Here is an 833-nt window from a genome sequence, read left to right on the forward strand (position 1 = left end):
CGCCGCCACCGCCGCCGCCGGAAGCCACTGACAGCGAGGCCGGGCCTCGGTGCGAGGGGGGACGGGCAGCGGGCGGCGGAGAAGGCGGTACGGGCTTGGACACGGGCTTCGGAGCCTCCGGGAAATCCCATTCGAGCGGCGCGCCAGCGGCCACGGGCGGAGGCGGCGCACCGTCCTCGTCCTCCAGGGCCACGGCTTCCACGATGTCCAGCGGCTCGCCCCGGGCCCGCGCCAGCGCGGCGTCCAGGTCGTCCGAAGCCGCCACGAAGACACGCATCTGCTTGCGGAGCTGGAAGCGCAGCTCGTCCACGAGCGTGACGTCCGCCGGGTCATCCACCGCGACGAGGATGCGCTCGCTGCGGCCTTCCACTTCCATCCGGAAAGGCACGATGCGGTGCTCGGACTGGAAGTCCGCGGACACCAGACTCATGACGTTCGCCGGAATCTCCTCCGGCAGCGCCACGAAGGGCAGCGCGTGCTGGGCGGACAGGGCCTGCGCGATGTGCGTGGGCGTGCAGAGCCCTTGCGCCACCAGGACCTCACCCAGGCGCTGGCCGCCGAATGCACCCCGACGTCCCAATGCCACGCGGACCTGCTCCTCCGTCACGACGCCAGCCTCGACGAGCAGCTCACCAATCTTCTTGCGCATGGGGGACTACCGCTTGACCTTCGCGAGATACTCCTCGCGGCTGAACACACCCTTCTCGATGAGCAGCTCGACCATCGCCTTGAGGGCGGCGACTTCCTTGCGCTGCACTTCTTCCACGCTGCGAAGCAGCTCCGCGGGGCTGCCGGAGGCCGCGGGACGGGCGGCGGGAGCCTCGGGCGGAGGG

1 protein-coding gene and 1 pseudogene are annotated in these 833 nt (G+C 71.1%); both read right to left on the bottom strand.

Annotated elements, in window-relative coordinates; all coding sequences use genetic code 11:
- A partial coding sequence (locus G4D87_RS38265; RefSeq protein ID WP_504112965.1) for a GspE/PulE/PilB domain-containing protein occupies positions 1 to 649 on the bottom strand: 649 nt, incomplete at its 3' end.
- 6 nt (positions 650 to 655) lie between these two features.
- Positions 656 to 833: pseudogene (locus G4D87_RS40390) on the bottom strand (GspE/PulE/PilB domain-containing protein); the annotation flags it as partial.

It is taken from the genome of Myxococcus vastator, assembly GCF_010894475.1.
Lineage (GTDB): Bacteria > Myxococcota > Myxococcia > Myxococcales > Myxococcaceae > Myxococcus > Myxococcus vastator.